Consider the following 5,079-nt stretch of genomic DNA (forward strand, 5'->3'; position numbering starts at 1 on the left):
AGATCGGCCGCCTCGGCCAGCTTGCTAGTGGCGTGGCGCTCCAAAGAAAGCAGGGCGTCGTCGCGCGACATCCCGCTGCCGTCGTCGATCACCCGCAGCAAGGCGGCGCCACCGCGGCGGATTTCGACCAAGATCTCCCCCGCCCCGGCGTCCAAGCTATTCTCCACCAGCTCCTTCACCGCGCTGGCGGGCCGCTCTACCACCTCACCTGCGGCCACTTGGCTGGCGAGGATCTCAGGCAGGATGCGGATACGGGGCACGGCTGGAGTCTGGAAGATCGGCGTGAAGTTCCAAGTTCCAAGAAATCACGCGGACTCGTAAAATCCCCGCGAGCACCCGAGATGAGCGATTGGAACCTTTTTGAGCGGATCGTCGTGGATGCCATGGAGGCTCAGAAGTATCCCGAGGAAGTCCCCCGGCTCTGTGACCGGCGGCTTCGCGGGCCCCTGTTCGCCTACAGCGGCTTCTACTATTCTCCTAGACCTCGCCAGTTCGGTGGCAGCGGCTAGCGCCTTTCCACCGCAGGTATTGCTGGCGTTGAGGCCTGCTTCTTGTGGAGCGCCGGGGTATCCACCACCTTCGCGGAAAGGACAAAGCGGCCGTAATCCGCCAGGCGATAGATTCCAGGACCATGCCAGACGCGGTGAGATTCGAAGAGTGCCACCGGCCAGACCGTCTTGGTTCCTTCATTTAGGTTTTCCCGGAGCTGCTGAGCTTCGCTCACGTTGATGGAAAGCTCTGTTTCATCCGACGGAGTCTGCCCGTTCCCCAAGAAGCCTGAGGCCCCAATGATCCAGCGCCCGCCGGCGTCTGGGGCCGGCATGGTAGTGGTGCCGTCGAAGCTGCTACCCCCATCACGCAGATCCACGTGCAAGGCGGCCCGTTGCACGACCTTGTCGCCATCGCTCAGGGTGAATTCAATCTGCACTTCGGCCGGGACTTCTTTGTCTTCGGCGTGGAGGAAAGATGCGGTGCAGAAAAACGCCAGGGCCAAGACTGGAGAGAGATTGCGGATCATGGTAGTGGATCAAACGCACGAAGCCCCTTGGCTATTCAAGGGCAAGTGCTTTCCTTCCCCGCTTTTTCGCTCGCACCTGCCCACCGCAGGCGTATCACTCCGGCAGCGATGATTTCGATCACGGACAAGGCCACCGAGGAGCTACGCGCCCTCCTCGAACGCAAGAACGCGGAGCCCGGCAAGGGCTTGCGACTGGGCGTCACCAAGGGCGGCTGCGCCGGCTGGCAATACGTGATGGAGATCGCGGAGCCCCAGCCCGGCGACGAGGTCCTGGACCTTTCTGGCGCGCGCCTGATCGTCGCCGCGGACAGCGCCTCAAAGCTCGACGGTTGCCGGGTTGACTACGTGGACGACCTCTCTGACGCCGGCTTCCGGATCGACAACCCGAATGCCGCCCGCTCCTGCGGCTGCGGAACCTCCTTCGAAACCGCGGCCGAACCCACTCCCGAGCCCGAGGACTGCGGCAAGAGCTGATGCCGAACCGACGCGACAAGGAGCCTCCGCCCAAGAAAAAGCGTCCGCCCGCATTCTACTGGTGGACCTTGGCGAACGTGCTCGCGCTTTGCCTTGCCGTGCTGACTTGGCTGCTCTGCCTGCACATCTTCGGCCACCCCGAGATTCCGCGAAATTACGAGATCCTCCGCAAGCTCCACCGCACAGTCCCACCCGAGGATCTCTCCGAGCTGAACGCCCCCGCCGCCGAGTCTGCCGATCCGCGCGCCTTCTTCCGCCGCTACGCGGCCCTCAAGGATGAGGACCTCAAGCTGCTGAACGCGGCGCTGATGCGCAACTACCTCACCAATCTCAAGGAGAAGAACCTGATCCAATACGCGGAGGGCGACTACCGGATCGACAAGGTCCGCCTGCTGGGGCCGGATGACGTCTTCCAGCCGGGCTTCGCGGTGCGGGCGCAGGCGATGGTCCGGCCGGATGAGCTGACCGACGCCGCGCCTTGGCCGGTGATGATCGAGTATCTCTTCCCGACCAACGAGACTTCCGCCTCCAGCTGGATGTCCCCGGGAGATATGCTCAAGGTCTCGAAGTTCCCCAACTGCGCGATGCTGCTTCACGTCTCCCGCAGCGAGGGCGAAGACACGCCGGTCATCTGCCTGACCGTGGTCCCAATCGCCTTTGGCGAGTTCCAGGTCGGCAAAAACCGCGCCTTCACCTTGGAGGTGCCCAAGGAATTGAATCCCGGCGGCTTCCTGCCGGTCTTCCCGGAGAATCCGGACAAACCGGCGGCAAGCAACTAGCCCGCGAATCCGATTGACCGGCGTCCTATCTCCCGCTTGCTGGATGCAGTCATGGCAAAGTGGAGTCTGGCAGTCTTCGGCGGTGCGCTTCTAACAGGCGCACTGGTCGGCCGGGCGACGCTGGATTCCGCGGCACCGGCAAGGGCGGTGCCGGTAGCGCCAGCAGCCCTCGCCACGCCGAGTCGGGAGAAGTGGTCCAGCGAGCGACTGCTCCAAGCCGCGCGCGATTGGCAGGTCCCCGATTTCATGTCCCGGGCAAATCCGCTCGGCGAGGAACTCGCGCAGTGGAGCGAGGCCGAATTGCGGGCGGCGATCACCGAGAGTTTCAACAGCCCGGACAAGCTGCTGCCCGCTGGCCAAGCTGTCCTCCGCTACCTGCTCCAGGAATTCCTGCGCCGCGATTTCGATGCCGGGCTGGCGTGGTTCGAGACCGCGGAGACGCCGGAGTTCAAGCGCAGGCTGGCATGGGAGCTTGCCCGGCAGTGGCCGGTCGAGCGGGCCGAGGAAGGCTTCGCACGCGCCATGGTCGATCGCGAGTATCTCGGGAAAAGCGCCGTGTTCTTCCAAGAGCTTTTGATCGAGTTCCACAGTCGCTCGGGGCCGGCAGCGGTTTGGGATGCGCTGCAGCGCTGCAGGGATCAGGGACTCGGCGCGACCGGAGGCCTGCTGAAGCCGGTGGCGGACGGCTTCGACTTCGCCGGGCTGCTCTCGCACCCTCTCGATTCACTGGCCAAGGATGACGAGCGCACTCCGGGTCCTGCCCTCTTCGAGCAGCGCTTCATTTGGGAATGGTATCGCCAGGACCGCGACAAGGCCTTCGACTGGCTGGTCGCCAATCGCGGGGCGGAGGCGCTCAACGCGATCTGGTCGGGCTATCCCGGTACTCCCGTGGAGGGACACCAGCAATGGCTCGCCTCCAAGGTCGAGGGTCTAACACCCGCTCAGCAGGATGAATTCCTGAAGGGCAGTGCCGCCTCTTTTGCCTCCAGTCCGATCTCTCTGAAGCTCCTGGCCGAGGCCACAGGTAGTCCCGGCCTGCGTGAGAAGATGGAGGCACTCGCGGTGGCCGGAATCCGGACGGGGAATCCCGTGATGTCCCTGGAAGTGCTCGAACTGAATCCGGATCCGGCACGGCGGATCGCGCTGTTAGAAACCGCGCCCGCATCGGTCGCCGATGTCTATGGCAACACCGGCCCCGGCTTGAACCCGAAGACCGAGGTCCAACTGCGTGCCAAGCTCGCCGAGTGGAACGCAAGCGAAGCGCAGATCGAAAGCATCGTCGCCCGCTTCAAGCCGCAGCCACCACCATGAAGGCATCCACCTTCATCATCGCTGCAGCCGGACTCCTGCTTGGATTACTGGCGGGGAGAATGTTTCCACCGGGATCCACGCCCGGTGGAAAGGCGCCCGCTTCAACAGCAGCGGCGGTCTCCCCCGCACGCAGTGCTCCAACGGGCGCGAAGAAACCGGCCATTTCCGCCGACAAACGGAGCTTCGCGGCGCTGTGCCGCTTGTATCCGCGGATTGCGAAAGACAATGCGGAGATCCGGCGCGCTTTCGAGCGAATGGACGCAGCGGAGCTGCATGAGGCGCTAGGCAGCCTGGCTGCGGAGTATGCGGTGGTTCCAGCAGAGCAGGCAGATGGCTTCAGCGCCACCATGACCATGGCCCTCGAGGAGCTCTACAAGCGCGACGGCGAGCAGGCCTTGCTCTGGGCGGATGACTTGCCGAACACGCTGCACCGCCGCTGGTTCTTGTACCAATTGATCGAGGCGGCGAACTACGATTCACCCGAGCTGGCCCAACCTTGGGTCAAGAAGCTGAAGTCTGAAGAGATGAGCTTCGCCTACGGCAAGGCTACGCTCAATGGCGCCGTCGAACGCGGAGCGGACGAGCTGATCCGCCTGCAGCAGCTCTTCGGCAAAGACCTGCGTGGACAAGTCGGCAACGAAGGGTTTCCCGACGACTTCGACTTCAAGCGTCTGATCACGGGAATGCCGGTGCCGTCTTCTGAAAACGGCGTGTCCTTGGATCAAGCGATCGGCTACTGGGCGGCGGAGGACCGCAAGGCGGCATGGGCCGGAATCGAGGAGGCCATCGCGAAGGACCAAGCCGCGGGTTGTTACGTCGGCGGCTACTTCAAGGGGCTCTGCGGCATGGACGGCAATGCCAAGGCTGCCGCGGAGTTGGCCGGGAAGCTCGGCGAGCTTCCGGCCGAGGCGCGGGACAGCGCTTTCCAGGCGCTGTCTGGTGGCGAATACATCGAGACCGCGATGGAACTCATCCCCGTGCTGAAGGATGAAGCCAACCGCGTGAAGATCGCGGCACGCTACGTGGATCCGCATGACAACTCCGATCGCGGCTGGCGGGCCTTGGAAAAGCTGGGCTCCGACGCTCTCCGGGAGCAGGCCTTGACCCAAGTGGCCCAGCGTTACTCGCAGGGTCTTAGCGACCGTGAGGGTGACGAGCACACGGCCATGGTGCGCGCCTACTTCGCGCAAGCGATGGAGAAGACTAGGCTTTCCAAGGAAAGCCGTGCTCGTGTCGAGGCCGCCCTAGCGCAACCGCGCCAAGATGCGGAGTAAGCGCTCCGCCGGACGCTCAATGGCTTAGCTGGGAGCGGCCGGGGTTACGGCAGTCCCCCGCAGGCAGAGGGCAAGTGAGTCAGCGCCGCATTGGATTCCCCCGCAGCGCTTCACGCGATCTTCACACGATTTCAATTGCTGTTTTTTCAGCATTAAATAACTCGGGTCATCGCTTTTGCCGATGATCCTGTCAGGGGAATCGATTGGCGCTGGCGACGCCCTA

The 5,079-nt window shown here is 63.7% G+C and carries 7 protein-coding genes; 5 read left to right on the forward strand and 2 right to left on the reverse strand.

Annotated elements, in window-relative coordinates:
* On the reverse strand, nucleotides 1–260 hold a 260-nt coding region (locus BV071_RS07510; RefSeq protein WP_035604409.1), incomplete at its 3' end, for an ATP-binding protein.
* Nucleotides 261–341: 81 nt separating this feature from the next.
* Here BV071_RS07510 and BV071_RS35235 point away from each other — a divergent pair.
* Nucleotides 342–509 carry a hypothetical protein gene (locus BV071_RS35235; protein ID WP_265594187.1) on the forward strand — a complete coding sequence of 56 codons (168 nt, stop codon included), beginning with the start codon at nucleotides 342–344 and terminating at the stop codon, nucleotides 507–509.
* On the opposite strand, the gene BV071_RS07515 is transcribed toward BV071_RS35235, so the two are convergent.
* The gene (locus tag BV071_RS07515; RefSeq protein ID WP_035604420.1) at nucleotides 506–1,018 is read right to left on the reverse strand and encodes a hypothetical protein; all 513 of its coding nucleotides are present in this window, start codon (nucleotides 1,016–1,018) and stop codon (nucleotides 506–508) included. The two genes, BV071_RS35235 and BV071_RS07515, sit on opposite strands and share 4 nt — an antisense overlap.
* 108 nt (nucleotides 1,019–1,126) lie before the next feature.
* Here BV071_RS07515 and BV071_RS07520 point away from each other — a divergent pair, with 108 nt between their 5' ends.
* The 4 genes from BV071_RS07520 to BV071_RS07535 are packed head-to-tail and all read left to right on the forward strand — an operon-like array spanning nucleotide 1,127 to nucleotide 4,856.
* Nucleotides 1,127–1,492, forward strand: coding sequence for an iron-sulfur cluster assembly accessory protein (locus BV071_RS07520; RefSeq protein ID WP_035604422.1), 366 nt, complete (start codon nucleotides 1,127–1,129; stop codon nucleotides 1,490–1,492).
* Nucleotides 1,492–2,271 carry a hypothetical protein gene (locus tag BV071_RS07525; protein WP_035604425.1) on the forward strand — a complete coding sequence of 260 codons (780 nt, stop codon included), beginning with the start codon at nucleotides 1,492–1,494 and terminating at the stop codon, nucleotides 2,269–2,271. The genes BV071_RS07520 and BV071_RS07525 overlap by 1 nt, the downstream gene beginning before the upstream one ends.
* Before the next feature lie 51 nt (nucleotides 2,272–2,322).
* Nucleotides 2,323–3,582, forward strand: a complete 1,260-nt coding sequence (locus BV071_RS07530; protein WP_265594188.1) for a hypothetical protein — start codon at nucleotides 2,323–2,325, stop codon at nucleotides 3,580–3,582.
* Nucleotides 3,579–4,856, forward strand: coding sequence for a hypothetical protein (locus BV071_RS07535; protein ID WP_035604433.1), 1,278 nt, complete (start codon nucleotides 3,579–3,581; stop codon nucleotides 4,854–4,856). The genes BV071_RS07530 and BV071_RS07535 overlap by 4 nt, the downstream gene beginning before the upstream one ends.
* The last annotated feature ends 223 nt before the right edge of the window (nucleotides 4,857–5,079 follow it).

Source organism: Haloferula sp. BvORR071 (assembly GCF_000739615.1).
GTDB lineage: Bacteria > Verrucomicrobiota > Verrucomicrobiia > Verrucomicrobiales > Akkermansiaceae > Haloferula.

What these genes read in the sequence shown, in the direction of transcription:
- BV071_RS35235 (WP_265594187.1), top strand. Translation starts at nt 342, where the DNA reads ATGAGCGATTGGAACCTTTTTGAGCGGATCGTCGTGGATGCCATGGAG.
- BV071_RS07515 (WP_035604420.1), bottom strand. Translation starts at nt 1,018, where the DNA reads ATGATCCGCAATCTCTCTCCAGTCTTGGCCCTGGCGTTTTTCTGCACC.
- BV071_RS07520 (WP_035604422.1), top strand. Translation starts at nt 1,127, where the DNA reads ATGATTTCGATCACGGACAAGGCCACCGAGGAGCTACGCGCCCTCCTC.
- BV071_RS07525 (WP_035604425.1), top strand. Translation starts at nt 1,492, where the DNA reads ATGCCGAACCGACGCGACAAGGAGCCTCCGCCCAAGAAAAAGCGTCCG.
- BV071_RS07530 (WP_265594188.1), top strand. Translation starts at nt 2,323, where the DNA reads ATGGCAAAGTGGAGTCTGGCAGTCTTCGGCGGTGCGCTTCTAACAGGC.
- BV071_RS07535 (WP_035604433.1), top strand. Translation starts at nt 3,579, where the DNA reads ATGAAGGCATCCACCTTCATCATCGCTGCAGCCGGACTCCTGCTTGGA.